A 26,208-nucleotide genomic window follows, 5' to 3' on the forward strand; every position below is an offset into this window, starting at 1 on the left:
GGGTTGACGGGTGTCGTGGACGTCAACTACGGTTGACCCCCATGAGCGACGTGCACACGATGACCGGCGCCGCTGAAGCCGAGCCGCCGCTGCGGCTGATCCAGGAGATCACCCGGCAGCGCCGCGAACTCGAGCGCGCCGAGGAGGCCGCCGTGCGCCGCGCCCGCGTCGCCGGGTACTCCTGGCAGGCGATCGCGATGTCGCTGGGCGTGAGCAAGCAGGCGGTCCACAAGAAATACGGGCGAAGATAGATCCCGGAGGCGCCTGCGCCCGGCATCCACTCTCCCGGCATCCATCCCCACCCCCGACTCTCGAGGACGCACACATGTCTACCGACACCGGCCGCCGCCGCGGCCTCCGCCGTCGCCGCACCGACGATGGCCCGCGCGCGTCGCTGCGACAGCTGCTGCCGTTCCTGTTCGAGCACACCGGGGTGCTCGTCGTCGTCACGGTGCTCAGCATCCTCGGCGCCCTGGCCACGCTCGGTCAGCCACTCGTCGTCGGCCAGCTGATCGAACGCGTGCAGTCCGCGACCCCGCTCGGCTGGCTCGTCTGGGCCCTGGTCGTCCTCGTCGTGCTGTCCTCTGTCATCAGCGGCTATCAGCACTACCTGCTGCAGCGCACCGGTACGGCGATCGTGTTCTCGAGCCGCCGGCGTCTGATCGCGCGTCTGCTGCATCTGCCGGTGCAGGAGTATGACGCGCGGCGCACCGGCGATCTCGTCTCGCGGGTGGGCACCGACACGACGCTGCTCTATGCCGTCCTCACCCAGGGACTCGCCGATTCGCTGGGAAACGTCCTGCTGTTCGTCGGCGCGATCATCGCGATGCTCGTCATCGACCCGGTCCTGCTGCTGCTGATCCTCATCGTGATCGGTGTGTCCGTCGCCGTCGTGGGCGCGCTCAGCGGGCGCATCCGCTCAGCGACCGAGGTGCAGCAGGAGCAGGTGGGCCATCTCGCCTCCGGGGTCGAGCGCGCCATCGGCTCGGTCCGCACGATCCGTGCGGCCGGTGCCGCGGAACGCGAGCGCGCCTCGATCGAGGGCACCGCCGGGGCCGCCTACGAGGCCGGAGTGAAGGTCGCGAAGGCCTCCGCGCTCGTCGTCCCGGTCGCCGGCGTCGCGATGCAGCTCTCCCTGCTGGTGGTGCTGGGTGTGGGCGGCTTCCGCGTGGCATCCGGAGCGATCACGATCGCCGAGCTCGTGACGTTCGTGATGTTCCTGTTCTTCCTCATCGCGCCGCTCGGCTCGTTCTTCGGCGCGATCACCTCGGTGAACCAGGCGCTGGGCGCCCTCGGGCGCATTCAGGAGGTCCTCGACCTGCCGACCGAGACGCAGGCCGACGCCGAGATCGCGGCATCCATCGCCTCGCGCGCGGCGATCGCCGCCGACGTTCCGGCCGCTGCCGGGTCGGCGGCGATCGAGTTCCGCGACGTGCACTTCTCGTATCCGGATGCCGTGGTCGCGGCGCGCCGCACCGCGGAGACCGAGGCGCTCAAGACGCTCACCGAGGTGCACGCCGACGCCATCGATGTCGAGGATGCCGAGGGCGGCGTGCTGCGTGGCGTGTCGTTCCGGGTGCCGCGCGGTGCGCGCGTCGCGCTGGTCGGGCCCTCGGGAGCCGGCAAGTCGACCACGCTCGCCCTGATCGAGCGGTTCTACGACCCGGCATCCGGTGCCGTGCTGCTCGACGGCGAGGACGTCCGCACGCTCGACCGCGGTGTGCTGCGCGCGCAGCTCGGCTACGTCGAGCAGGATGCGCCGACCCTGGCCGGCACGATCGCCGACAACCTGCGGCTGGCGTCGCCGCTTGCGTCGGATGAGGACTGCGAGCGCGTGCTGCGCGCCGTGAACCTCGGCGATGTGCTCGAACGCAGCCCCCTGGGCCTGCAGGCACCGGTCGGCGAGGCGGGTGTCATGCTCTCGGGCGGCGAGCGCCAGCGGCTCGCGATCGCGCGGGCGCTGCTGGCGGCTCCCCCGATCCTGCTGCTCGACGAGTCGACCTCGTCGCTCGACGGACTCAACGAGCAGCGCATGCGCGACGCGATCGACGCCGTGGCGACCGGCCGCACGCTCATCGTGATCGCTCACCGCCTGTCGACGGTCGTCGACAGCGACCTCATCGTGGTGCTCGACCACGGCGAGGTCGTGGGGCAGGGCACGCACGCCGAGCTCGTGGCATCGGTGCCGCTGTACCGCGACCTGGCGGCCCGGCAGCTCTTGGTGTGAAACGGACCCCACCGCCGAGACGCCCACTCTTTCTCTCTCGCGCCGAGATGGCCAGTCTCGCTGCGAGATGGCCAGTCTCGCTGCGAGATGGCCAGTCTCGCTGCGAGATGGCCAGTCTCGCTGCGAGATGGCCAGTCTCGCTGCGAGATGGCCAGTCTCGCTGCGAGATGGCCGGCCACCTCGGCGCGCGGGAGGCCACCTCGGCGCGCGGGAGGCCACCTCGGCGCGCGGGAAGCCACCTCGGCGCGCGGGAAGCCACCTCGGCGCGCGGGAGGCTGCAGCGGGAACGGTCAGGCCGGCCAGGCGGGGGCGTGGAAGGCCCGGACTCAGGCGGTCTGTGCGCGCTTGAGGCGGTAGCGCAGTGCGGCGAGCTCCGCGTGCAGCGCCGGCGGCACCTTGCCCTCGAAGGTCTGGTAGAACTCCTCGGTCAGGTCGGCCTCCTGCAGCCACAGCCCGGGCTCGATGGCGAACAGCTCGTCGAGGTCCTCCTGCGGGACGTCGATGCCGTCGAGGTTGAGGTCGCTCGTCTGCGGCAGGCGGCCGATCGGACTCTCGACCGCGCCGACGGTGCCGTCGATGCGGCGGATGATCCAGTCGATGACGCGTGAGTTGTCGCCGAAGCCAGGCCACAGGAAGCGGCCGTCTGAGCCCTTGCGGAACCAGTTGACCTGGAAGATCCGCGGGGCACGGTCGAAGCGCAGCGCCTGCCCGACCTTGAGCCAGTGCCCGAAGTAATCGGCCATGTTGTAGCCGCAGAACGGCAGCATCGCGAACGGGTCGCGGCGCAACTCGCCGACGGTGCCTTCGGCGGCGGCGGTGCGCTCGGACGAGATGTTCGAGCCCATGAACACGCCGTGGGTCCAGTCGGTTGCCTCGACCACGAGCGGGACGTTGGTGGCGCGGCGGCCGCCGAACAGGATCGCGTCGAGGGGCACGCCCTCGGCGGCGTCCCAGTCGCTCGCGATCTGCGGGCACTGGGCCGCGCTGACGGTGAAGCGCGAGTTGGGGTGGGCGGCGGGCTTGCCTGCGGCCGGGGTCCAGGGCTTGCCCTCCCAGTCGGTGAGCTCGGCGGGGGTCTCGTCGGTCAGCCCCTCCCACCAGACGTCGCCGTCGGGGCGGAGCGCGACGTTCGTGAAGATCGTGTTGCCCCAGAGTGTCTCGACGGCGGTGACGTTGGTCGACTCGCCGGTGCCGGGCGCGACGCCGAAGAAGCCGGCTTCGGGGTTGATCGCCCACAGGCGTCCGTCCTCGCCGGGCCGCAGCCACGCGATATCGTCGCCGATGGTCTCGACGCGCCAGCCGGGGATCGTGGGGCGCAGCATCGCGAGGTTCGTCTTGCCGCAGGCCGACGGGAACGCGGCGGCGACGTGGTAGGCCTTGCCGGCCGGGTCGATGACGCGGATGAGCAGCATGTGCTCGGCGAGCCAGCCCTCGTCGCGGCCGATGACCGATGCGATGCGCAGCGCGAAGCACTTCTTCGCCAGGATCGCGTTGCCGCCGTAGCCCGAGCCGTACGACCAGACCTCGAGCGTGTCGGGGAAGTGGACGATGTACTTCTCGTCGTTGCACGGCCACTCGACATCGTGCTGGCCAGGCTCGAGCGGCGCGCCGACCGAGTGCACGGTCTTGACCCACGGCTTGCCCTCGGCGATCTGCTCGAGCACGGCGGTCCCGACGCGGGTCATGATGCCGATGGATGCCACGGCGTAGGCGCTATCGGTGACCTGGACGCCGATGTGCGACAGCGGGCCGCCGACGGCGCCCATCGAGAAGGGGACGACGTACATCGTGCGGCCGCGCATCGAGCCGTCGAACAGCGGTGTGATGGTGGCGCGGATGTCGTCGGGTGCCGCCCAGTTGTTGGTGGGACCGGCATCTTCTTCACGCTCGGAGGCGATGAACGTGCGACCCTCGGTGCGGGCGACGTCGCTGGGGTGGGAGCGGGCGAGGTACGAACCGGGGCGCCACTCGGGGTTGAGCTTGATCAGCTTGCCCTCGTCCACCATCTCGCGCAGGAGCGCCTCGTTCTCGGCGCGCGAGCCGTCGACCCAGTGCACCCGGGCGGGCTTCGTGAGCGCGGCGATCTCGTCGACCCATGCCTCCAGGTCTGCCATGCCCGCGCCGGACAGCTCCGGTCGCTCCCCATACGCGGTGGCCCGGCGCGGCGCGGCGGTGGGCTGGGCGATGGGCGCGGTCCGGGTGAAGATGTCGGCGATGGCCATGTCGGCTCCTTCGAAGTCATGGTCGAGGTCGAGGTCTCGTTCCTGTTCCACTCTGCGCCTCATGCGCGCGGTCTTTCACTGGGCATCCACGTCAAGAATCTTGTTTCTTTCAGTATGCTCAAGGAATGGCTCCCTCGTCCCTGGAACTGTCCACGCTCGGCCATCGGATCCGTCATCACCGCACTGCGCACGGGTACACCCTCGATGAGCTCGGTGGGATCGTGGGCGTCGCGGGCAGCCAGCTGAGCCTGATCGAGAACGGCAAGCGCGAGCCGAAGCTGTCGCTGCTGCAGGCCATCGCGCACGCCACCGGGACCGATGTCACCGACCTGCTGTCGGCCGAGCCGCCGAACCGCCGCGCCGCCCTCGAACTCGAACTCGAGCGGGCGCAGGCGAGCCCGGTGTTCCGGCGGATGGGCGTCGAGCCGGTGCGGGTGACCAAGACGATGAGCGACGAGACGATCGAGTCGATCCTGGGGCTGCACCGCGAGCTGCTGCGCCGCGAGCGCGAGGCCATCGCGACGCCCGAAGAGGCGCGCCGCGCCAATACCGAACTGCGACTGCGGATGCGGGAGCGCGGCAACTACCTCGGCGACATCGAGAAGCTCGCCGAGAAGCAGCTCAAGGCGGCCGGGCACGTGTCAGGGGCGCTCACGCACCGGACGGTGAGCATCATGGCCTCCCAGCTCGGCTTCGAGCTGCTGTACGTCAACGACCTGCCGCATTCGGCGCGCTCGGTCACCGATCTCGAGAACGGCCGGATCTACCTGCCCCCGGCATCCATCCCCGGCGGACACGGACTGCGATCGATGGCGCTGCAGGCGATGGCGCACCGGCTGCTCGGCCACACTCCGCCCACCGACTACGCCGACTTCCTGCAACAACGGCTCGAGATCAACTACTACGCCGCGTGCTGCCTCATGCCCGAAACCGCGTCGGTCGCCTTTCTCACGCAGGCCAAGAAGGATCGCAACCTCGCCGTCGAGGACTTCCGCGACGCGTTCGGGGTCACCCATGAAGCTGCCGGCATGCGGATGACGAACCTGCTGACCGAGCATTTCGGCATCAAGCTGCACTTCCTGCGCGTGGACGGCACGGGCGCGATCAGCCGCGTGTACGAGAACGACGAGCTGCCGCTGCCGATGGACGTCACCGGCGCCGTCGAAGGCCAGGTCGTGTGCCGCAGCTTCGCGGCACGGTCGGCGTTCGGACAGCAGAACCGCACCACCGAGCACTACCAGTACACCGACACCCCGGCGGGGACCTTCTGGTGCTCGAGCCAGACCGGGTCGACCGCCGAGGGCGAGTTCTCGATCACCGTCGGGGTGCCTTTCGACGACGCCCGCTGGTGGCGGGGCCGCGAGACGCAGAAGCGCGCCGCCTCGACCTGCCCGGACGAGTCGTGCTGCCGGCGCCCCGACAGCGCGCTGACCAGCCGGTGGGAGGGCAAGGCGTGGCCGAGCGCGCGCGTGCACATGCAGATGTTCACGCCGCTCCCCCGCGGAGCCTTCCCGGGGGTCGACGACGGTGAGGTCTACACGTTCCTGGAGCGGCACGCGGCCCGCTGACCGCGGCCACGTGACCGTCGCGCTCTCCGGCTGCCGGCGAGGCGTGATCGATCAGTGGCGCTGCAGCTCACTGAATCGCAGCGGTGCCGCCTCGCAAGGTCGCGACGATCAGCAGCGACCACTTGTCGCCGACGCGGTTGAGCACGTCGCGGACGGCTCGCCCCTCGGCGTCTCCGCTTGCGCGCTGGCAGGATCTCTCGTAGGGCGTCAGCGGCTCGCTGCTCGGGGCACCGCGCCGTCAGCCGGTGATGAAGCGGGCGAAGCGCGCGAGCGCGTCGGCGACCGCGGGTGCCGGGGCGGCGCCGGGTGTGAACAGTTCGGGCACCGGGTCGAGGTGATGCCTGCCCACGGCGACGGAGTGCGTCCACGCACCGATGACCTCGCCGTCGGCGAGCAGCACCGGCCGCACGAGACCCTGCAGGCTGGGCCCGACCGTCGGGGTGAACTCGGGTGGGCAGGGCACCGAGCGGTCGGCATACGAGAGGTAGTACTCCTCGAACGGCGGCAGAGCCAGAACCTCGGGTAACGCCGAGCGACGCGGCCGCGGACCGGCGGCGGTATACAGTCCCTGCTCGACCTCGACGACGCGGTCTCCCGCAGCATCCACCGCCGCACGCGCCATGCCCAGCGGCACGCCTGCCCACCAGCGGAAATCGGCGACGCCGGCCGGGCCATGCGAAGCGATGTAGTGCACGAACATCTCGGCGAGCGGGTCGGCCGGGGCCGTGGCATCTGAGATCCACTCCTCGGCCAGCACGACGTACTGGTCGCGGCTGGGTGCACCGTCGCGCGGCACGACCGGGCCGAGGCACGTCACCTGGCGCAGGCACATCATCACCAGGATGTGGTTGCCGCGCATCCCCGCCGTGTCGATACCGGCGGCCTGCAGCACCTCGGCGAACTCGCGCCGGGTGAGCCGGTTGCCGCCGGACAGTGCGGCGCGCACGGCGCGCTCTGCCGTCGTCAGGGTGGATGCCGTGATCGCGGCATTGCGCAGCGGCGCGGCGTACTGCTTCTCCTGCCGCGCCCCGGTGACGGCCAGCAGCCATCCGAGGTCTGCCGGTCGCAGGATGTGCAGGGTGCCGCGCTGCGTCCACGACCGGATCAGCCGGCCACGCTCGAACTCGGCATCCACCCCACTCAGCCGCAGCTCGCCGCGCGTCCGGGCCGCCAGCGCCCAGCGCCCGCCCCAGAACTCCTGCGCCTGCGTCGCGGTCATGTGGGCGGCCGCGTCGACGACGCTCGCGGCCGGCGCGGTCAGGCGATGTGAGCGCAGGCGCTCGCTGCGCAGCCGCGAGATGTCCATGGGGCCATCATGCCCGGTGGCCCCGACGACCGCGGGACACACGCCACCCCGAGCCCGCGCGCCGCCCGGGCTTCATCCGGCCCGAAGTGTCGCCACCCCACGCCATACCGACACGAAGCGACGGATGAACCCCGAGCCCGCGCGACACCCCGGCCTTCATCCGGCCCGAAGTGTCGCCTCGCCGCGCTATGACGACGCGAAGCGACGGATGAACCCCGCCGCGGGCGCGAAGCGACGGATGAACCCCGCCGCGGGCGCGAAGCGACGGATGAACCCCGCCGCGGGCGCGAAGCGACGGATGAACGCCGCCGCCGGAGCGAAGCGACGGATGAACGCCCGCCTCCGGCTTACCCGAAGGGGTTGGGCGTCAGGGTGTACTTGGTCTGCAGGTATTCGTGGATGCCCTCGGCGCCGCCCTCGCGACCGAGGCCCGACATCTTCCAGCCGCCGAAGGGAGCGGCGGCGTTGGAGACGACGCCCATGTTCAAGCCCATCATCCCGGTCTCGAGCCGCTCGATCATCCGCTGCCCGCGGGCGAGGCTCTCGGTGAACACGTACGAGACGAGGCCGTACTCGGTGTCATTCGCGATGCGCACCGCGTCGTCTTCATCGTCGAACGGGATGATCGCGAGCACCGGGCCGAAGATCTCCTCGCGCAGGATGTCCGAGCCGGGCTGCACGTCACTGACGACGGTGGGCTCGAAGAACGACCCGTCGCCGTCGATCGCCTTCCCGCCCGTGCGCAGCGTCGCCCCGCGCCCCACAGCGTCCTGGACCAGGTCGTTCGCCTTCGCGACGGCACGGTCATCGATGAGCGGACCGATGACGACACCGTCCTCGGTGCCGCGGCCGATCTTCATCCCCTGCACCCGCTCGGTCACCCGGGCGGCGAACTCGTCCGCGACCGACCGGTGCACGATGAACCGGTTCGCGGCGGTGCAGGCCTGCCCGACGTTGCGGAACTTCGCGGCGATCGCCCCGTCGACGGCCTTGTCGAGGTCGGCGTCGTCGAACACGACGAACGGGGCGTTGCCGCCCAGCTCCATGGAGGTGCGCAGCACACCCTCGGCGGCCTGCTCCATGAGCGCCTGCCCCACCGGGGTCGACCCGGTGAACGACAGCTTCCGCAGCCGCGGGTCGCGGATGATCGGCTCGGACACCGCGTTCGACGTCGACGTGGTGATCACGTTGACCACACCGGCCGGCAGCCCGGCATCCTCCAGCAGCTTCACGAACAACAGCGTGGTCAGCGGCGTGAGCGCGGCCGGCTTGATCACGACCGTGCAGCCTGCCGCCAGCGCGGGGGCGATCTTGCGGGTCGCCATGGCCAGCGGGAAGTTCCATGGGGTGATCAGGAAGCACGGCCCCACCGGGTGCTGCGACACGATCATCCGGCCGGTGCCCTCGGGGTTCTGCCCGTACCGGCCCTGAATGCGGGGGGCCTCCTCGCTGAACCACCGCACGAACTCACCCCCGTACGCGACTTCGCCGCGCGCCTCGGCGAGTGGCTTGCCCATCTCGATCGTCATCAGCAGCGCGAAGTCCTCCTTGCGCTCCTGGAGCAGATCGAATGCGCGGCGCAGCAGCTCGGCACGCTCGCGCAGCGGCGTGGCCGCCCAGGCCGGGAACGCGGCATCCGCGGCATCCAGCGCGGCCATGCCATCGGCCGGCGAGGCCGACGCGATCTCCTTGATGAGCGCCCCGGTCGCCGGGTCGTGGACCTGCAGCGTCGTGCCACTCTCGGCTGGCCGCCATTGGCCGCCGATGAACAGCCCGTCCGGGACGGACGCCAGCAGCTCGGTCTCACGGTTCTCGCTCATATCGACTCCCTCGTCACGTGTGGATGCCGGTGCCGCACCCCTCCTGAATCGTATACGATCACGCGTGGGGGCGGGTCACTGCTACGGATGCCAGTATGACGGCCGCGCCCGGCCGGCACGGTCGGCAACCGGCACCCATCACTCGTATACTCGGATCGTCCGGCGGCGATGCGAGCCGCCGGTGCTCGAAAAATGGGCACGCAGCCGCCCCGGCAGGGGTCAGGGCGCGCGAGACACACACGGCATCTTTCCGTTCGTCTCGAAGGAGCATTCCCATGCCCACCGTCTCCGCCCACGTCGCCCAGACCCTCGCACGTCATATCGACCATGTCTTCGGCGTGATGGGCAACGGCAACGCCCACTTCCTCGATGCGCTGGAGCGCTCGACCGCCGTCACCTACACCGCGGTGCGCCACGAGGCTGCCGGTGTCGTGGCCGCCGATGCCTACCATCGTGCGGGCGGAGGCCTCGCCGCCGCCACCGCGACCTACGGCGCCGGGTTCACCAATACGCTGACCGCGCTGGCCGAGTCAGTGCAGGCGCACGTCCCGCTGATCCTCGTCGTCGGCGACGAGCCGACCTCCGGCCCGCGGCCGTGGGACGTCGACCAGATCGCCCTGGCCTCGGCGGTCGGTGCCCGCACCTACACGGTGGGACGGGCCGATGCGGCGGCGACGACGATCATCGCGATCGAGCACGCTCTGTCGTACCGGGTGCCGACGGTGCTCGCGATTCCGTATGACGTGGCGAAGGTGGATGCCGGTGAGGTGCCGCCCGTGCCCGCCCCACAGCTGCCGTCACCACTTGCCCCCGCCGGCCCGTTCGCCCGGCAGACGATCCGCGACCTGGCGGGGGCACTGGCGCACGCCTCACGTCCCTTCCTGCTCGCCGGTCGCGGGGCGTGGACCTCAGGCGCCGGAGACGTGCTCGGCGAGCTCGCCGAGTTGACCGGCGCGGTCACCGCGTCGACGGCGCTCGGCCGAGGGACCTTCCCCGCGAGCGCGTTCGACCTCGGGGTGACGGGAGGCTTCGGCGCGGAGGGCGCGATGGAGCTCGTGCGCACCGCCGACATCGCCGTCGTGTTCGGCGCTTCGCTCAACCAGTTCACGATGCGGTTCGGCGACCTGTTCGCCCCGGGCACGCGCGTGTTCCAGATCGACACCGCACCGGCGGCCACCCATCCGCATGTGAGCGGATTCATCCGGGGAGACGTTCGGCTCGTCGCCGGCATGATCGCCGACGAGCTGCGCATCCTCGGCCCGGAGCCGAGCGGCTGGCGCGAGTCCGTCGACGTTCCCGCGCTTCGCGCGTATGACCGCGGCGAACGCGTCGCCGCCGACGGTCGGCTCGATCCGCGCTCGGTCGCCGAGCGCATCGGCACGGTGCTCGAGAGCACCGGCGAGCTCCGTGACCGGGTCGTCGTCACCGACGGCGGTCACTTCATCGGCTGGGCGAACATGTACTGGCCGGTCGCCTCGCCCGACCGGATGATGATGGTCGGCACCGCGTACCAGGCGATCGGACTCGGGTTCGGATCGGTGCCCGGCGCGGCTCGGGCGAAACCGGCATCCACCATCGTCCTGTCCAGCGGCGACGGCGGTGGCCTCATGGCCCTCGCCGACCTCGAATCGGCAGTGCGCGTCGCCGGTGGACGCGGCCTCGCCGTCGTCTGGAACGACGCCGCCTATGGCGCCGAGGTCAACCTCTACGGGCTGCAGGGCCTGGCCACCGAGCCGATGCTGATCCCGGAGGTCGACTTCGCCGGGTTCGCGCGCGCCGTCGGCGCGGAGGGCGTCGTGGTGCGCACGCTCGACGACCTGGCCGCCCTCGACGAATGGGCCGCGACGCCGGCCGGCGAACGGCCCTTCCTGCTGCTGGACTGCCGCGTCTCGACCTCGGTGATCGCGCCGTACCAGCAGGAGATCATCCGCGTGAACTCCTGATCAGGCCGATGTCGCCGGGGCTGCCCACGCTCGGTCACGACCACGTCACCGGCCGCCGTTCAGATCCAGCCCTTGTCCTGCGCGATCCGCACCGCCTGAGCCCGGCCCGTCGCCCCCACCTTGCCGATCGCCGCCGACAGGTTGTTGCGCACGGTCCCGGCCGAGAGGTACACCTCTGCGGCGATCGCGGCCGCGCTGCGCCCGTCGGCGGCGAGCCGTAGGATCTGCCGTTCCCGGTCGGTGAGCGGATTCGCGCCCTCGAACAGACTCGCCTCGGCAAGCACCGGATCGACCACGCGCAGCCCCGCGTGCACACGCCGCACGGCGTCGGCGAGCTGCTCGGCCGGGGCGTCCTTGACGACGAATCCGCTGGCTCCGGCCTCCAGCGCGGCCCGCAGGTATCCGGGCCGCGCGAATGTGGTGACGATGAGCACCCGGGTGTCCGGACTCGCCGCGCGCACGGCGCGGGTCGCCTCGATGCCGTCGGTGCCGGGCATCTGGATGTCCATGAGGCAGACATCTGGAGCGGATTCCGCGACCACGCGCACCGCTTCGTCTCCGTCGCCGGCCGTCGCGACAACCTGCATGTCGGACTCGAGATCGAGCAGCGCCGACAGTGCGCCGCGCAGCATCGCCTGATCGTCGACGATCACCAGCCGGATGGGCTGCACTGCCCCGCTCACCACGTCACCTCCACCCGCGTGCCGCCTTCGGCCTCGGCGGTGACGGTCAGCGTCGCGCCGGCGGTACTCGCCCGCTCGCGCATTCCGCGCACGCCGTTGCCTTCGGCCCCGCCGAACCCGACGCCGTCATCGATCACCGTGAACCTGCCGGGAGCGATGCGCACGGTGACAGCGCCGGCCGAGGCGTGTCGAAGGATGTTCGTCGTCGCCTCGCGGAGGATCCATCCCGCTGTGAGCGACTGAGCCGGCGACAGCGCCCCGACCTCGCCGTCGACCCGCAAAGCGATGCCGGCCCCCTGCAGCACCCCTCGGCAGCTCACCAGCTGATCGGCAAGGGTGGCGCTGCGGACCCCCGCGACCGTCTCGCGCACGCCTGCGATCGCCTCGGCGGTGAGCGCCTCGATGTCGGCCAGTTCCGCCTTCGCCTTCTCGGGATCGCTGTCGATGAGGCGGCGGGCGAGCTGACTCTTCAGGCGCACCACGGTCAAGGTGTGTCCGATCAGGTCGTGCACGTCGCGCGCCACCGCTTCGCGCCCCTCGCTCGTGGCCAGTTCCAGACCCAGCCGTTCCGCCTGGGCGGAGCGGATGATGAGCGTCGTGGACACCGTGTTGACCACGCCCAGCAGGGCGACGATGGCGAGGATGGAAATATAGTCGAGGCCGCCAGGGGTCAGAAGCACGACCGCCGCGGTGACCCCGACGCCGCCCACGAGTATCAGCCAGTGCGCCGCACGCGTGAGTCCGTATGAGGCGAACGACATGATGAACGGCACGAAGCTCAACGCGTTCCCGCCCACGGCGGGGATCGTCACGAGGGCACACACGATGAGCAGGGCGAGCACCATCCACTGCACCGGCTTCGGCGAGCTCGTCAGTCCGCCTCCGGAGAACGTCATGCCGTTGACGAAACCCGCCACGTAGATCACGACGAATGCGGCCAGCCCGATCCACCCGGCGACGATCCACCCCGGGTCGGCCTCCGAGCGCAGCAGCGCCAAGAGCGGGTAGATGAGGAACACCATCCAGATGGCCGCCATGACCCAGCCGTACCGCTCCCACGCCGAGCGCGTGCCGCGACGGCCGCTGCCGCTCCCGGCCATCGCCCACGCCGCAGGTGCGGCGCCGGCGGCCGAAGCGATCGCGCCGTCGCCCGCACCCGATGTCGCGTCGTCGGTCATGGCCTCGACCCTATCGGCGGGCACGCGACCGCTTCACGCCGACGCCGACCAGCACCACGAACACCGCCAGCCAGACGGCGACGTTCAGCACGAGGGCCCACAGCGGGTCGGTCTGCCCGGTCGTGAGCGTCCCTTCGGTGAGCGGCCAGCGGGCCAGCGCGACGTAGCCGTACAGCGGCGTGAAGCGGGCGATGTCGAGCATGACGCCGTCGAGCGGCATGAACACGTTGCCGAAGAAGGCGAAGAAGGTCATCGAGATGGATGCCAGTGCCGCAGCCGTGTCGGAGTTGAAGAACAGCCCGACCCCGAGCCCGTACAGGCCGTAGATGAGACCGACTCCGAGCATGATCCCGCCGCAGGCGAACCAGCGCCACGCATCGGTGGCCTCGGCCCCGGTCAGCATTCCGGCGACGAACACCGCCACCATGGCGAGCGCCGCGAACGAGACGGCGGTGATCAGCTTGGTCGCGGCGTACCCGGCGGTACTCAGCGGCGTCATCGCGAGCTGCCGACCCCAGCCCTGCCCTGCCTCGGTGGCGGCCAGCGACGTGATCGAGCTCATCGCCACGGCTGTGCCGTAGGCGGCCATCGAGACCATGATGTAGAACGCGACGTTGCCGTTTCCGGCGGGCAGCGAGCCGTAGCCCATGCTCGCCCCGAACAGCAGGTACATCGCCACAGGCATGCCGAGGGTGAACGCGAGGGTGTATGGGTTGCGGATCTGGCGCAGGGCCTCGATCCGCAGCATGGTGGGCGAGATCATCAGTGAGTTCGACATGTCAGTCCTCCGTGAGAGTCGTGAAGGCGGTTTCGAGGGTGGGTGCGACGATCTCCAGATCGCGTGCGCCGGCGCGCAGCAGGGCGGCTGCCACTGCATCCGAGTCGACGGCGCGCAGGCTGAGTCGCCCGGCATCCACTCGCAGGTCGGTGACGCCGTCGGTCGCCGTCAGCTGCCCGACGAGATCGGCCGTGGCCGAGGCGGGCAGAGTGGCGGAGACCCCGCGGGCGCCCAGGCCGGCACGCAGCTCGGCCGTCGGGGCGTCGGCGACGATCCGGCCGTGGTGCATGACCACCGTGCGGCGGGCGAACTGCTCGGCCTCTTCGAGGTAGTGGGTGGCGAACACGATCGTGCGCCCGGCATCCGCGTCGGCGCGCATCACGTCCCAGAAGCGCCGCCGGGCGGTGACGTCCATGCCGGCGGTCGGCTCGTCGAGCACGAGGATGTCGGGGTCGGCGACCAGCGCGAGCGCGAACTTGACGCGCTGCTGCTCGCCGCCCGAGCACTTCGCGATGCGGCGACGGGCGAGGTGGTCGAGCTGGGTGCGCTCGAGCACCGACGGCACCCGCGACAGGGCGTCGCGGCCGTGCAGCGAGGCGATGACCTCGACGGTCTCACGGACGGTGAGGTCCGAGAGCAGCCCGCCGGTCTGCAGCACCGCCGCGATCGAGCCGGATGCTGCGGCCTTAACCGCCGGCCCGCCGAGTACCGTCACGGTGCCCGAACTGGGCGAGGCGAGCCCGAGCAGCATGTCGAGCGTCGTGGTCTTGCCGGCGCCGTTCGGGCCGAGGAGGGCAACCATTTCGCCGCGGTCGATGCGCAGGTCGACGCCGTCGACGGCTTTCACTGTGCGATCGCCCGCACCGAAGTGCCGGCGCAGGTCGGTGAGTTCGATCACGGCATCGGTCGTGACGCGGGACTCGGGTGCGAGGGTGTCAGGTGCGGTGTGCATGCCTCCAGCCTGGCTGTCACCGGCCGCCGAGTCCGGAGGGCTGCGTCACGCACTTGGCATGACACGTGTCACGCGGACATCGCCTGGAGCTCCCACAGGGGTGATGGATGCCGGGGCTGCGGACCCCGGCATCCATCGCCGTGATCAGGCCTTGGACATGCCGTAGATCGGGCTGACCTGCTGCTCGGCCTCGTGGTCGGGTCCCAGCGGAATGCCGCTGCGGTCGCGGAGCATCAGCGTCGCGAGCAGGCCGATCACCGTCATGCCGGCGAGGTACCAGGTGACCGAGATGGTGGTGCCGGTCGCCTGCACCAGCGCGGTCGCGATGGTCGGGGCGAACGCGCCGCCCACGATCGCGCCGATCGCGTACGAGATCGAGACGCCCGAGAAGCGGATGGATGCCGGGAACAGCTCCGTGTACAGCGCCGCCTGCGGGCCGTAGGTGAATCCGAGCCCGATCGTGAGGATCGCCAGACCCGCGAACAGCAGCCAGATGTCGCCGGTGTTCACGAGCGGGAACAGCAGGAACACGCCGGCGAGCTGCAGGACCCAGCCGATGAGGTAGGTGGTGCGACGCCCGATGCGGTCGGAGACCCAGCCGGCGGCGAGCGTCGACAGCAGCCACGTGACGGCCGAGCCGGTCACCGCCCACAGCACCGGTCCGCGCTCGAGTGCCAGCGGTCCGTCGGGGTTCGTCGAGTACCCCTGGATGTACCCGCCGGTGGTCATGTACCCCACCGCGTTGTTGCCCGCGAAGACGAGTGCGGCGATGATCACGAGCGGAGTGTGCTTCGCGAACAGCTGCACGATCGGCATCCGCGCCTTCTCCTTGCGCTCGGCGAGCTCGGTGAACACGGGGCTCTCCTCGACCTTGCGGCGCACGTAGTAGCCGACGAGGATCAGCACGACGCTCAACAGGAACGGGATGCGCCAGCCCCACTGCAAGAAGGCATCGCCGGGCGCGATGATCGTCATCAGGGCCATGACGCCCGACGCGAGCAGCAGGCCCAGCGGCACGCCGATCTGCGGCGAGGCGCCGAAGATGCCGCGGCGCTTCTTGGGTGCGTGTTCGACGGCCATCAGCACCGCGCCGCCCCACTCACCGCCGGCCGAGATACCCTGCAGGATGCGCAGCAGCACGAGCAGGATCGGCGCCGCGATGCCGATCGCCTCGTAGGTCGGCAGCACGCCGATCAGCGCGGTGGCCGCGCCCATCAGGATCAGCGTCCACATGAGCACGACCTTGCGCCCGAACTTGTCGCCGAAGTGGCCGGCGAGGAAGGCGCCGAGCGGGCGGAACAGGAAGCTCACGCCGACCGTGGCGAATCCGATGATGGCGCTGTTGGCGCCCAGCGGGGCGAAGAACAGCTGACCGAACACGAGGCCGACGGCCGTCGCGTAGATGAAGAAGTCGTACCACTCGACGGTGGTGCCGACGACCGTGGCGAAGACGACGCGGCGCCTGTCCACGGTGCTGGCGATCGTTCCGGTGGGGGTGAACCCCTCGGGGGTGGGCTGCGTTGCGCTCATTCTGAAGACTCCCATGTCGTGCGACTCCGCTGTCTGGATTGTTCCGGCACACGTCCTGAGGGGATCGCTTGCCGGATGGGACCCGATCATATACGATTTGAGATACGACACAAGAGTGGATGCCAGGGCGAGGGAGCTCATGACCGAGAACATCACGCAGACGGATGCCGCGGATCGGCGCTTCTCGGGACTCCCGGGACGCCCCGGCAAGATCATCGCCGTCCACCTGAGCTATCGGTCCCGCGCCGACCAGCGCGGGAGGACACCGGCCGCTCCGTCGTACTTCTTCAAGGCCTCCAGTTCCGTGGCCGCCTCCGGCGGAACCGTCGAGCGCCCGGCCGGCACCGAGCTGCTCGCCTTCGAAGGCGAGATCGCGCTCGTGATCGGCACCGCCGCCCGCCACGTCCCCCTTGCCGACGCATGGGACCACGTCGGTTGGGTCACGGCGTCGAACGATCTCGGGCTCTACGACCTGCGCCAGGGCGACAAGGGCTCCAACGTCCGCTCGAAGGGCGGCGACGGCTTCACCCCGATCGGCCCGCACCTGATCGACGCGCGGGCTGTCGACCCCGCGGCGCTGCGAGTGCGCACGTGGGTCAACGGCACGCGTGCCCAGGACGACGACACCTCCGGGCTCATCTTTCCGCTCGCGCAGTTCGTCGCCGACCTGTCGCAGCACTTCACGCTCGAACCCGGCGATGTCATCCTCACCGGCACCCCGGCCGGATCATCGGTCATCGTGCCGGGCGACGTCGTCGAGGTCGAGGTCGACTCCCCTGCCACCGGCGCCACCTCGGGCCGGCTGGTCACGACTGTCGTGCAGGGCGAGGGCCCGGCGTTCGACGACACGGTCGGCTCGCTGCCGGCCGTCGACGACACGCAGCGCGAAGAGGCGTGGGGCTCACGCGAGGCGGCCGGGCTTCCGGCTTCGACGACCGAGGCGCCGGCGGCGCCGGCATCCATCCTCTCGCCCGACCTTCGGGCGAAGCTCGCCGAGGCTCCCGTCGCGGGCCTGTCGGCCCAGCTGCGCAAGCGCGGCCTGAACAACGTGACGATCGACGGCGTCCGCTCGAATCATCCCGACCGCAAGATCGTCGGCACCGCGAAGACCCTGCGCTTCGTCCCGAATCGGGAAGACCTGTTCACCAGCCACGGCGGCGGCTACAACGCGCAGAAGCGCGCATTCGATGCGGTCGGCGAGGGCGAGATCATCGTGATCGAGGCCCGCAGCGAGACCGGCTCGGGCACGCTCGGCGACATCCTCGCCATCCGCGCCCACGCGAACCGCGCCGCCGGCATCGTCACTGACGGCGGCGTCCGCGACGCCGATGCGGTGGCGGCCGTGGGCATCCCGGTGTACTCGTCCGGCGCGCACCCGGCCGTCCTCGGCCGCAAGCACGTGCCGTGGGATGCCGATGTCACCATCGCCTGCGGCGGCACCACGGTGCAGCCGGGCGATGTCATCGTCGGCGACGCCGACGGGGTCATCGTCATCCCTCCGGCCCTTGTCGAGGAGGTCGTCGACGCGGCCCTCGCGCAGGAAGAGGAGGACGGCTGGATCGCCGAGCGCGTCGCCGAGGGCCATCCGGTCGACGGGCTGTTCCCGATGAACACGCAGTGGCGTGCCCGGTATGAGGCGGAGAAGACCCGATGAGCACCGTGGAGACGGCAGGCAGCAAGTCGCAGCACGCCTACACCTGGATCCGCGATCGCATCCAGGGGCACGCATACAGCCCGGGGTACCGGCTCGTGCTCGGCTCGATCGCCGACGAGCTCGGCATGAGCGTCGTGCCGGTGCGCGAAGCCATCCGCCGGCTCGAGGCGGAGGGACTGGTCACCTTCGAGCGCAACGTCGGCGCCCGGGTCTCGGTCGTGGACGAAGACCAGTACGTCTTCACGATGCAGACGCTGAGTCTCGTCGAGGGCTACGCCACGTCACTCGCGGCCCCGGTGCTGACGGCGGCCGACCTCGATCACGCCGCCCAGATCAACGACCGCATGGACCGCATGATCGAGCATTTCGACGCGCACGCGTTCACGCAGCTCAACCAGCAGTTCCACCAGGTGCTCTACGCGCCGTGCCCGAACCCGCACATCCTCGAGCTCGTCGACCGGTCCTGGTCGCGGCTGTCTGGCCTGCGCGACACCTCGTTCGCCCAGATCCCCGACCGGCCGCGCCATTCGGTCCAGGAGCACGCCCAGATCCTCGAACTCATCCGTACGCGCGCCGATCCCACCGAGATCGAACTGGCCACCCGTACCCACCGCCTGCGCACCCTGGACGCGTTCCTGGCCGCGCGGCACCCCGACGCTTCTCACCACTGACGGAGGAAGAACATGACCGGCACCACCCCCGCACTCGACCGGCGCCACGTCCCGGCCGACCTGCCCACCCGCATCCAGCACTACATCGACGGCGCCTTCGTCGACTCGGTCGACGGCGACACCTTCGACGTCCTCGAACCCGTCTCGAACGAGGTGTACGTGCAGGCCGCCGCCGGCAAGAAGGCCGACATCGACCTCGCCGTCGCCGCCGCGACCCGTGCCTTCACCGAGGGCCCGTGGCCCAAGATGCTGCCGCGCGAGCGCTCGCGCGTGCTGCACAAGATCGCCGACATCGTCGAGTCGCGCGACAAGCGGCTCGCCGAACTGGAGAGCTTCGACTCGGGCCTGCCCATCAGCCAGGCGCTCGGCCAGGCCCGCCGCGCCGCCGAGAACTTCCGCTTCTTCGCCGACCTGATCGTCGCGCAGGCCGACGACACCTTCAAGGTGCCCGGCCGCCAGATCAACTACGTCAACCGCAAGCCGATCGGCGTCGCGGGACTCATCACCCCCTGGAACACGCCGTTCATGCTCGAGTCGTGGAAGCTCGGACCCGCCCTGGCCACCGGCAACACCGTCGTGCTCAAGCCCGCCGAGTTCACTCCGCTGTCGGCCTCGCTGTGGGCGGGCATCTTCGAAGAGGCGGGCCTGCCGGCGGGCGTGTTCAACCTCGTCAACGGCCTGGGTGAGGATGCCGGGGACGCCCTCGTCAAGCACCCCGATGTGCCCCTGATCTCGTTCACCGGCGAGAGCTCGACGGGGCAGCTGATCTTCGGCAACGCGGCCCCGTATCTGAAGGGCCTCTCGATGGAACTCGGCGGCAAATCGCCCGCCGTCGTGTTCGCCGACGCCGATCTGGATGCCGCGATCGACGCCACCATCTTCGGTGTGTTCTCGCTGAACGGCGAGCGCTGCACCGCCGGCAGCCGCATTCTCGTGCAGCGGGACGTCTACGACGAGTTCGTCCAGAAGTATGCCGCTCAGGCGAAGCGCGTGAAGGTCGGCTACCCGCACGACCCGGCCACCGAGGTCGGTGCGCTCGTGCACCCCGAGCACTACGACAAGGTCATGAGCTACGTAGAGATCGGCAAGACCGAAGGTCGCCTCGTTGCCGGCGGCGGGCAGCCCTCAGGCTTCGAGTTCGGCAACTTCGTCGCTCCGACCGTCTTCGCCGATGTGGCGCCCGAGGCCCGCATCTTCCAGGAGGAGATCTTCGGCCCGGTGGTGGCCATCACGCCCTTCAACACCGACGAAGAGGCCCTCGCCCTGGCCAACAACACGAAATACGGCCTGGCCGCGTACATCTGGACCAACGACCTCAAGCGGGCGCACAACTTCTCGCAAGCCGTCGAGGCCGGCATGGTCTGGCTCAACTCGAACAACGTGCGGGACCTGCGCACTCCGTTCGGCGGGGTGAAGGCCTCGGGCCTCGGCCACGAGGGCGGCTATCGCTCGATCGACTTCTACACCGACCAGCAGGCCGTGCACATCACGCTCGGCGCGGTCCACAACCCCACCTTCGGCAAGCAAGGACGCTGACATGACCAACCGTGAAGAAATGACCAAGACCTCGTCGGGCTTCTTCGTCTCGCAGGAGGCGCCGATCCACTCCGACAACGCCGTGGCGACGCCCGCCGCGCCCGCGCCCGACATCTTGCGTTGCGCGTACATGGAACTCGTCGTCACCGACCTGCAGCGCTCGCGCGCGTTCTACGTCGACGTGCTGGGACTGACCGTGACCGAAGAGGACGACACCACCGTCTACCTGCGCTCGCTCGAGGAGTTCATCCACCACAACCTCGTGCTGCGCCAGGGACCGGTCGCCGCCGTGGCCGCGTTCTCGTACCGCGTCCGCAGTCCCGAAGACCTCGACAGAGCCGAGGCCTTCTATGCCGAGCTCGGCTGCGACGTGCGCCGCAACCGGGACGGCTTCACGAAGGGCATCGGCGACTCCGTGCGCGTGGTCGACCCCCTCGGCTTCCCGTACGAGTTCTTCTACGAGACCGAGCACGTCGAGCGGCTGGCATGGCGCTACGACCTGTACACCCCGGGAGCCCTGGTGCGCCTCGACCACTTCAACCAGGTCACCCCGGACGTACCCCGCGCCGTCCGCCACTACCAGGACCTCGGGTTCCGGGTGACCGAAGACATCCAGGACGAAGACGGCACCGTCTACGCCGCCTGGATGCGCCGCAAGCCCACCGTGCACGACACCGCCACGACCGGCGGCGACGGGCCTCGCATGCACCACGTGGCCTTCGCGACGCACGAGAAGCACAACATCCTCGCGATCTGCGACAAGCTCGGCGCCCTCCGCCAGTCTGACCGGATCGAGCGCGGCCCCGGTCGCCACGGCGTGAGCAACGCGTTCTATCTGTACCTGCGCGACCCCGATGGCCACCGCGTCGAGATCTACACGCAGGACTATTACACCGGCGACCCCGACAACCCCGTCGTCACCTGGGACGTCCACGACAACCAGCGCCGCGATTGGTGGGGCACCCCGGTCGTGCCGTCCTGGTACACCGACGCCTCGCTCGTGCTCGACCTCGACGGCAACCCGCAGCCGGTCGTGGCCCGTACCGACACTTCTGAGATGGCCGTCACGATCGGCGCCGACGGATTCTCGTACACCCGACCCGAGGAGGGCGAAGAGTCGATGCCGGAGTGGAAGCAGGGCGAGTACAAGCTCGGGCACCAGCTGTAGATCTTGGTCGGGGCGGGCTCCGGGTTCGCCCGTTCGGGACAAGAGCGGGGACCCCTGCACCCCGATTGTCCGAACGGGCGAACCCTCCGCCCTCACGTAGAGGTGGGGCTCCGTTGCACGATCGCAGAAGAGACGAAGAGAGGTTCGGACATGCTGGATGCTGAGACCATCGGGCGAATCGCGGAGGAGCTCGCGGAGGCGGGCCGGACGCACGGGGTGATCCCACGGATCACGGCGCGGTATCCGGATGCCACGATCGAGGACTCCTACGCGATTCAAGGAATCTGGCGCGACAAGATGCTGGCTTCGGGGCGACGTCTGGTCGGCCGCAAGATCGGCCTCACCTCGAAGGCGATGCAGCAGGCGACCGGCATCAGCGAGCCCGACTACGGGGTCATGTTCGACGACACCGTGTACCCGTCGGGCGCCGAGATCCCCGTCGACCACTTCTCGAACGTGCGCATCGAGGTCGAGCTCGCGTTCGTCCTCAAGACGCCGCTGGAGGGCCCGGACTGCACGCTCGAGGACGCCCTCGCGGCGACCGACTATGTCATCCCCGCGCTCGAGGTGCTCAACTCCCACATCGAGCTCGAGGGACGCACGATCGTCGACACGATCAGCGACAATGCCGCCTACGGTGCCATGGTGCTGGGCGAGGTCCGCAAGCGCCCCGACGAGATCGACCTGCGCTGGGTGCCGGGTCTGCTGTTCAAGAACGGCGAGATCGAGGAGACCGGCGTCGCCGCGGGCGTGCTGAACCACCCGGCCACCGGCGTCGCCTGGCTCGCGAACAAGTTCCACCAGCACGGTGCGCGGCTCGAGGCCGGCGAGATCATCCTGGCGGGGTCGTTCACGCGGCCCATGTGGGTGCACCGCGGCGACGAGGTACTGTGCGACTACGGACCGATGGGAACGATCACATGCCGCTTCGTCTGACCTTCCGCGACGACCTCGCCGCGGCATCCCGCCCCCTCGCCGGCATCTGGGCGTGCTCCGGGTCGCCGCTGGTGGCCGAGATCATGGCCGGTGCCGGCATGGACTGGATGCTCATCGACATGGAGCACTCCCCCAACTCTCTCGAGTCGGTCCTCGCGCAGCTGCAGGCCGTGGCCGCCCACCCGGTCGCGCCCGTCGTGCGGGTGCCGATCGGTGACGTCGTCACGATCAAGCAGGTGCTCGACCTCGGCGCGCAGAACATCCTCGTGCCGATGATCTCGTCCGCCGACGAGGCGCGCGAGGTCGTCGAGGCGGTCCGCTACCCCCCGCGCGGCAGGCGCGGGGTCGGGTCTGCCCTCGCCCGGTCGGCGCGCTGGAACCGCGTCGACGACTACCTGCAGGACACGGACCGGTACGTGTCGCTGTTCGTGCAGGTGGAGACGATGGCGGGGGTGGATGCCGCGGGCGAGATCGCCGCGGTCGACGGAGTCGACGGGGTGTTCGTCGGCCCGTCCGACCTCGCCGCATCGATGGGCCTCATCGGCCAGCAGACCCACCCCGAGGTGACCGCAGCGGTGCTGCGCGCCTTCGACGACATCGGGGTCACCGGCACGCCGTTCGGCGTCAACGCGTTCGACCCCGCCGTCGCACAGTCGTATGCGGATGCCGGCGCCTCGTTCCTGCTGGTCGGCGCCGACGTCGCGCTGCTCGCGCGCGGATCGGAAGCACTCGCGGCCCGCTGGATCCCGGCATCCGATCAGGCGAAGCGCGCGTCGTACTGACGGGATGCCGGGGACGCACGCCCCCGGCATCCCGACCCCCGGTTCAGGTGTACGCGAGGTCGGCGACCTCATCCTCGGCGAGCGCCTCGGCGGCCTCGTCCGAGACGGCCGGCGCCGCACCGGCGCGCGGGCCACGGACCAGCACGAAGGCGATCACGGCGGCGGCGACCATGCCGATGGCCGCTGCCACGAAGATCGCGCCGTAGGCCGCAGTCATCACCGCGGGCGAGGGGTGACCTTCCACGCCGCCGATACCCGCGACGTACACTGCCGTGAACACCGACAGTCCGATCGATCCGCCGATCTGCATCGCAGAGTTCGCCGTCGCTGAGGCGGCACCCGCGTCATGCGGCGCGACGCCGGCCAGCGCCAGGTTCTGCAAGGGCACGAAGACGAACGACATGCCCGCACCCATGACGATCAGTGCGGGCAGGACCTCGACCGCGTACGCGCCGGTCGGGGTGATGCGCGAGAGGTAGAGCAGCGCCGCGGCCACGACGAGCGGGCCGGCGATCAGCAGGGGTCGCCCGCCGAACCGGGACAACAGCGCTGTCGACACCGGAGCGAGGAGCATGGTCGCCAGCGGAATCGGGAGGCTCGCCAGCCCCGCCCACAGCGCCGGCATGCCCAGCACGATCTGCAGGTGGAACGTCAGGTACAGCGTCGCACCGATCATGACGCTGCCGGCGACGGCCTGGATCAGAAACGCCCCGCCGCGCACGCGGTCGGTGATCACGCGCAACGGCAGCAGGGGCTGCGTCACCCGCGATTCGATCCACACGAACGCCGCCAGCAGGATGACCCCGGCGGCCAGGAAGCCGATCGTCCATGGGCTGCCCCAGCCGAACTCGGCGAGACTGAAGCCGTAGACCAGTGCGCCCAGGCCCAGAGTCACCGTGACCGCGCCCGGCCAGTCGTACCTGTTCTCGCCGCCCGCCTTGCTCTCGGTGAGGAACAGGAGCGCGCCGATCACGCCGATGATGACGAAGAAGATGTTGACCAGCAGGCACCAGCGCCAGTCGAAGAACTCGGTGAGCACTCCGCCGAGCACGAGGCCCACCGCCGCACCGGCACCGGCCACCGTTCCGAACACGGCGAAGGCGACGTTGCGGTCGCGGCCCGACGGAAATGAGACGGTGAGCAGCGCCAGGGCCGCCGGCGCGAGCAGGGCCGCGAACACACCCTGCAGGCCGCGGGCGATGATGAGATCGGTGCCGGTCGCGGCGATTCCACCGTAGACGGATGCCGCGCCGAAGCCGACCATTCCGACGAGGTAGGTCCGCTTGCGCCCCCAATAGTCGGCGATCCGTCCGCCCAGCAGCAGCAGCGCGCCGAAGGTGAGGGCGTAGGCCGTGACGACCCACTGGCGCTGGCCATCCGTGAGGCCGAGTTCGACCTGCGCCTGGGGCAGGGCCACATTGACGATGGTGCCGTCGAGGACGACGACCAGCTGAGTGAGAGCGAGGACGCCCAGCGCCCACCAGCGCTTGTTCGCGGACATGACTGTAGACATAGAAAAGACCTCCGGTGTCTGGTGAAGGATGCCGGAGGTTTCGAGCCTCGGACCGACGGAGCGAGCCGTCGACCACCTCGGACAGGAGCCGAGCGAACGTCAATCATACCGCGCGCATGCGGGCGAAACGGCATCCGGGCGCGTCTGTGGCGACCGCGAACCGCGCATGACACCCTGGAAGCATGAAGTCCTGGATCGTGCGCTTCGGCTCGCTGTACGTGTTCAACATCGTGGTGCTGCTGCTCATCGGCGTGCTGCCCAGCGTGCGCGTGGGGTGGGCCGTACTGTGGGCCGCGCTCGTGCTCGCCCTCGCGACGATCTGGCTCAAGCCCCTCATCACGAAGCTGTTCACCGGCTCGGCCGCGAAGTCGGCCGGTGATCGCACGAAGGCCGGTGAGAAGGTTGTGCAGTACGGCATCGTGTTCGTCGTCGAACTCATCATCTGGATCCTCGTCGTGCTCCTGTCCGGCGTGAACGTGTCGGGCTTCTTCTGGGGGTGGGCGCTGCCGCCCGTCTTCCTGCTGATCGCCTGGATCATCTACGACCAGATCGACGACAAGGTCGAGACGCGAGCCGGCGCGCTGTACGACAGGGCCACCGGCGGGCGCGCCGCCAGTGTGGATGCCGCGGCCCCCGCGTCACCGGCCGCGCAGACCGGCCGCGAGGAGCTCAAGGACGGTCTCACCCCCGAGCAGCGCAAGATGCTCGACGATCTCGGCTGACCCGCGAGCACACGCCGGTCAGATGACGGGCGCGTAACAAAGCGTCGCCGCGCGCGCCGGGTGGCACCTCGGCGCGGGATGATGGATGCCACGGCATCCGCTCGTCGGCTGCCCCGGCATCCACTCACCCCACTCGGAGCCGGCCACCCCGCACCCGGAGGATTTCCCATGTCGCGTTCTGTGCGCACTGTTCTGGCCGTCTCGGTCGCAGCCGCCGCCCTCATCATCACCGGGTGCGCGTCCGGCACCGACGACGCCGACAAGGGCTACGTCACGCCCGGCAAGCTCACGATCGGCACCGGCGAACCGGCCTACTACCCCTACGTGATCGACAACGAGCCCGAATCGGGCGAGGGGTTCGAGGCCGCCGTGGCGTACGCGGTCGCCGAAGAGCTCGGCTTCGCCGCTGAAGACGTGGTCTGGGTGCGCACCACCTTCGAGTCCGCCATCGCCCCGGGGCCGAAGGACTTCGACTTCAACATCCAGCAGTACACGATCACCGACGAACGCAAGCAGGCCGTCGACTTCTCGTCGCCGTACTACGCGGCCAGCCAGGCGGTCGTCTCCATCGAAGGCGGCGCGGCCGACGGCGTCGACTCGATCGAAGGACTGAAGGACCTGACCCTCGGCGCGATGGCGGGGTCGACCAGCGCCACCACGATCGAAGAGGCCGTGCAGCCGAACGTCGAGCCGCGCCTGTACAACTCGAACGAAGACGCCAAGGCGGCGCTCGAGGCGAACCAGATCGATGGACTCGTGCTCGACCTGCCCACCGCGTACTACGCGACCGGCGTGTACATCGAGAACTCGTTCATCGTCGGTGAGCTGCCCGCCGCGGGCGTTCCCGACGAGTGGGGCCTGCTCCTGGGCAAGGACTCGCCGCTGACCGAGCGCGTGACCGCTGCGCTGGACACCCTGCGCGACAACGGCACGCTCGAGGAGATCACCGACGAGTGGCTCGGCTCGGGCCAGGGCGTCACGCTGCTGCAGTGATGCGGGTGCGGTGACCGGCATCCCCT

At 70.0% G+C, this 26,208-nt stretch carries 21 protein-coding genes; 12 read left to right on the forward strand and 9 right to left on the reverse strand.

The window, feature by feature from the left end; all coding sequences use genetic code 11:
* Nucleotides 1-59: 59 nt before the first annotated feature.
* A complete protein-coding gene (locus tag BKA10_RS08285; protein ID WP_241739928.1) occupies nucleotides 60-251 on the forward strand; it encodes an AsnC family protein in 192 nt (63 codons plus the stop codon).
* Between the two features lie 74 nt (nucleotides 252-325).
* Nucleotides 326-2,227, forward strand: a complete 1,902-nt coding sequence (locus BKA10_RS08290) for an ABC transporter ATP-binding protein (protein ID WP_183499462.1) — start codon at nucleotides 326-328, stop codon at nucleotides 2,225-2,227.
* Nucleotides 2,228-2,553: 326 nt separating this feature from the next.
* On the opposite strand, the gene BKA10_RS08295 is transcribed toward BKA10_RS08290, so the two are convergent.
* Nucleotides 2,554-4,449 carry a phosphoenolpyruvate carboxykinase (GTP) gene (locus BKA10_RS08295; protein ID WP_183501116.1) on the reverse strand — a complete coding sequence of 632 codons (1,896 nt, stop codon included), beginning with the start codon at nucleotides 4,447-4,449 and terminating at the stop codon, nucleotides 2,554-2,556.
* 125 nt (nucleotides 4,450-4,574) lie between these two features.
* Here BKA10_RS08295 and BKA10_RS08300 point away from each other — a divergent pair, with 125 nt between their 5' ends.
* Nucleotides 4,575-6,017 carry an XRE family transcriptional regulator gene (locus BKA10_RS08300; RefSeq protein ID WP_183499463.1) on the forward strand — a complete coding sequence of 481 codons (1,443 nt, stop codon included), beginning with the start codon at nucleotides 4,575-4,577 and terminating at the stop codon, nucleotides 6,015-6,017.
* A gap of 238 nt (nucleotides 6,018-6,255) precedes the next feature.
* On the opposite strand, the gene BKA10_RS08305 is transcribed toward BKA10_RS08300, so the two are convergent.
* Both BKA10_RS08305 and BKA10_RS08310 read right to left on the reverse strand, forming a co-directional pair.
* Nucleotides 6,256-7,323, reverse strand: coding sequence for a winged helix DNA-binding domain-containing protein (locus BKA10_RS08305; RefSeq protein WP_183499464.1), 1,068 nt, complete (start codon nucleotides 7,321-7,323; stop codon nucleotides 6,256-6,258).
* Between the two features lie 347 nt (nucleotides 7,324-7,670).
* Entirely contained in the window at nucleotides 7,671-9,143 is a 1,473-nt protein-coding gene (locus tag BKA10_RS08310; protein WP_183499465.1) for an NAD-dependent succinate-semialdehyde dehydrogenase, read from the reverse strand.
* Between the two features lie 275 nt (nucleotides 9,144-9,418).
* Between BKA10_RS08310 and BKA10_RS08315 the strand changes: the two genes are divergently transcribed.
* A complete protein-coding gene (locus BKA10_RS08315; protein ID WP_183499466.1) occupies nucleotides 9,419-11,086 on the forward strand; it encodes a thiamine pyrophosphate-binding protein in 1,668 nt (555 codons plus the stop codon).
* 59 nt (nucleotides 11,087-11,145) lie between these two features.
* On the opposite strand, the gene BKA10_RS08320 is transcribed toward BKA10_RS08315, so the two are convergent.
* From BKA10_RS08320 to BKA10_RS08340, 5 genes are all read right to left on the reverse strand, one after another.
* Nucleotides 11,146-11,769 carry a response regulator transcription factor gene (locus BKA10_RS08320; protein WP_308221551.1) on the reverse strand — a complete coding sequence of 208 codons (624 nt, stop codon included), beginning with the start codon at nucleotides 11,767-11,769 and terminating at the stop codon, nucleotides 11,146-11,148.
* Nucleotides 11,766-12,947: a sensor histidine kinase gene (locus tag BKA10_RS08325; RefSeq protein WP_241739895.1), complete on the reverse strand. Its 1,182-nt coding sequence runs from the start codon at nucleotides 12,945-12,947 to the stop codon at nucleotides 11,766-11,768. Before BKA10_RS08325 ends, BKA10_RS08320 begins: the two co-directional genes overlap by 4 nt.
* 10 nt (nucleotides 12,948-12,957) lie before the next feature.
* On the reverse strand, nucleotides 12,958-13,725 hold the full coding sequence (locus tag BKA10_RS08330; protein ID WP_241739894.1) for an ABC transporter permease: 768 nt from the start codon (nucleotides 13,723-13,725) through the stop codon (nucleotides 12,958-12,960).
* A gap of 1 nt (nucleotide 13,726) precedes the next feature.
* The gene (locus BKA10_RS08335) at nucleotides 13,727-14,677 is read right to left on the reverse strand and encodes an ABC transporter ATP-binding protein (protein ID WP_183499467.1); all 951 of its coding nucleotides are present in this window, start codon (nucleotides 14,675-14,677) and stop codon (nucleotides 13,727-13,729) included.
* A gap of 144 nt (nucleotides 14,678-14,821) precedes the next feature.
* Nucleotides 14,822-16,207 carry an MFS transporter gene (locus BKA10_RS08340; RefSeq protein WP_183499468.1) on the reverse strand — a complete coding sequence of 462 codons (1,386 nt, stop codon included), beginning with the start codon at nucleotides 16,205-16,207 and terminating at the stop codon, nucleotides 14,822-14,824.
* Between the two features lie 139 nt (nucleotides 16,208-16,346).
* On the opposite strand from BKA10_RS08340, the gene BKA10_RS08345 reads away from it, so the two are divergent.
* The 6 genes from BKA10_RS08345 (at nucleotide 16,347) to BKA10_RS08370 (ending at nucleotide 22,954) form a co-directional block, all read left to right on the forward strand.
* Nucleotides 16,347-17,861 carry a fumarylacetoacetate hydrolase family protein gene (locus BKA10_RS08345; protein ID WP_183499469.1) on the forward strand — a complete coding sequence of 505 codons (1,515 nt, stop codon included), beginning with the start codon at nucleotides 16,347-16,349 and terminating at the stop codon, nucleotides 17,859-17,861.
* Nucleotides 17,858-18,532: a GntR family transcriptional regulator gene (locus BKA10_RS08350; RefSeq protein ID WP_183499470.1), complete on the forward strand. Its 675-nt coding sequence runs from the start codon at nucleotides 17,858-17,860 to the stop codon at nucleotides 18,530-18,532. The genes BKA10_RS08345 and BKA10_RS08350 overlap by 4 nt, the downstream gene beginning before the upstream one ends.
* A gap of 12 nt (nucleotides 18,533-18,544) precedes the next feature.
* Nucleotides 18,545-20,068, forward strand: coding sequence for a 5-carboxymethyl-2-hydroxymuconate semialdehyde dehydrogenase (gene hpaE, locus BKA10_RS08355; RefSeq protein WP_183499471.1), 1,524 nt, complete (start codon nucleotides 18,545-18,547; stop codon nucleotides 20,066-20,068).
* Nucleotide 20,069: 1 nt separating this feature from the next.
* The gene (hpaD, locus tag BKA10_RS08360; RefSeq protein ID WP_183499472.1) at nucleotides 20,070-21,236 is read left to right on the forward strand and encodes a 3,4-dihydroxyphenylacetate 2,3-dioxygenase; all 1,167 of its coding nucleotides are present in this window, start codon (nucleotides 20,070-20,072) and stop codon (nucleotides 21,234-21,236) included.
* Between the two features lie 150 nt (nucleotides 21,237-21,386).
* Complete coding sequence (locus tag BKA10_RS08365) at nucleotides 21,387-22,172, forward strand: 2-keto-4-pentenoate hydratase (RefSeq protein ID WP_183499473.1); 786 nt, start codon at nucleotides 21,387-21,389, stop codon at nucleotides 22,170-22,172.
* Nucleotides 22,157-22,954 (forward strand): HpcH/HpaI aldolase family protein, encoded by a 798-nt coding sequence (locus tag BKA10_RS08370; RefSeq protein WP_183499474.1) that lies wholly within the window; start codon nucleotides 22,157-22,159, stop codon nucleotides 22,952-22,954. Before BKA10_RS08365 ends, BKA10_RS08370 begins: the two co-directional genes overlap by 16 nt.
* 43 nt (nucleotides 22,955-22,997) lie before the next feature.
* Here the strand turns inward: BKA10_RS08370 and BKA10_RS08375 are convergent, their stop codons facing one another.
* A complete protein-coding gene (locus BKA10_RS08375; protein WP_183499475.1) occupies nucleotides 22,998-24,455 on the reverse strand; it encodes an MFS transporter in 1,458 nt (485 codons plus the stop codon).
* Nucleotides 24,456-24,649: 194 nt separating this feature from the next.
* On the opposite strand from BKA10_RS08375, the gene BKA10_RS08380 reads away from it, so the two are divergent.
* Nucleotides 24,650-25,189: a hypothetical protein gene (locus tag BKA10_RS08380; RefSeq protein WP_183499476.1), complete on the forward strand. Its 540-nt coding sequence runs from the start codon at nucleotides 24,650-24,652 to the stop codon at nucleotides 25,187-25,189.
* Between the two features lie 168 nt (nucleotides 25,190-25,357).
* On the forward strand, nucleotides 25,358-26,182 hold the full coding sequence (locus tag BKA10_RS08385; RefSeq protein ID WP_183499477.1) for an ABC transporter substrate-binding protein: 825 nt from the start codon (nucleotides 25,358-25,360) through the stop codon (nucleotides 26,180-26,182).
* The last annotated feature ends 26 nt before the right edge of the window (nucleotides 26,183-26,208 follow it).

The organism is Microbacterium invictum (assembly GCF_014197265.1).
GTDB lineage: Bacteria > Actinomycetota > Actinomycetes > Actinomycetales > Microbacteriaceae > Microbacterium > Microbacterium invictum.